The 841-nt window shown below is 66.1% G+C and carries 1 protein-coding gene; it reads right to left on the bottom strand.

The window, feature by feature from the left end; translation table 11 throughout:
- Positions 1–16 precede the first annotated feature (16 nt).
- Positions 17–774, bottom strand: a protein-coding gene (locus DDE13_RS22540; protein WP_111406408.1) for an IS5 family transposase whose coding sequence is annotated in 2 segments (ribosomal slippage) — positions 17–450 and positions 450–774 — 759 coding nt in all. Because the reading frame shifts where the segments join, the coding sequence is not laid out codon by codon here.
- Between the last annotated feature and the right edge of the window lie 67 nt (positions 775–841).

Below are 841 nucleotides of genomic sequence, written 5' to 3'. Positions count from 1 at the left end.
TAGGCCGTGTCTGCATTCATCTGAGCCAGTCGAGGGCGGAGACGAGGAAGACGAAGCCCATGAAGCTTGCCAGTGTCTTCTCGCAGCGCAGGGCGATCCGGCGGAACCGTTTGATCCGCTGAAAGAAATTCTCGACCTTGTGCCGCTCTGCATAGAGGTCGGGATCGAGCGGCGGCTTGATTGCGCGGGATGGGTTGGCCTGGATCTGGGCTTCGGCCCCGAGGCCGTCCGCGATCAGTTCGCGCAGGTGACCCGCGTCATAGGCCGCATCGGCGATGACATGGCCGACGCCTTCGAGCCCCCCGATCAAGGCCGCGGCCTGCGGGCAGTCGCCGCGCTGCCCCGCCGTCGGGATCAGCCGCACCGGGAGCCCGAGCGCATCGACGGCGGCGTGGATCTTGGTCGTCAGGCCGCCGCGCGAGCGTCCGATGCCCTGAGCCCGAGTCCCCCCCTTGCGCCCGTCGCGTCCGCGTGGGCCTTGCAGATCGTGCTGTCGATCAGGACGTATTCGAAATCGGGGTCCGTGCTCAACTCATTGAAAAGACGCTCCCAAACCCCGGCCACCGCCCATCGTCGAAAGCGCGCGTGCACGCCGGTCCACTTGCCGAACTCGGGCGGCAGATCGCGCCACGGCGAGGCCGTCCGCGCCAGCCAAAGCACCGCGTCCACGAAAAGCCGGTTGTCGGCTCCGCTCCGACCCGGCAACCCATCCCGACCGGGGAGATGCCCCTCGATCCGCGCCCATCGCGCGTCCGTCAATGTCCGTCTGCTCAAGATCGCCTCCGTTTTCGATCTTGAATCAGAAATGAGACCAAACGGGAATCCCTTGATTGCAGACACG

The organism is Meridianimarinicoccus zhengii, assembly GCF_003254465.1.
Classification (GTDB): Bacteria; Pseudomonadota; Alphaproteobacteria; order Rhodobacterales; family Rhodobacteraceae; genus Meridianimarinicoccus; species Meridianimarinicoccus zhengii.
This window is presented reverse-complemented; position numbering and strand designations above follow the sequence as displayed.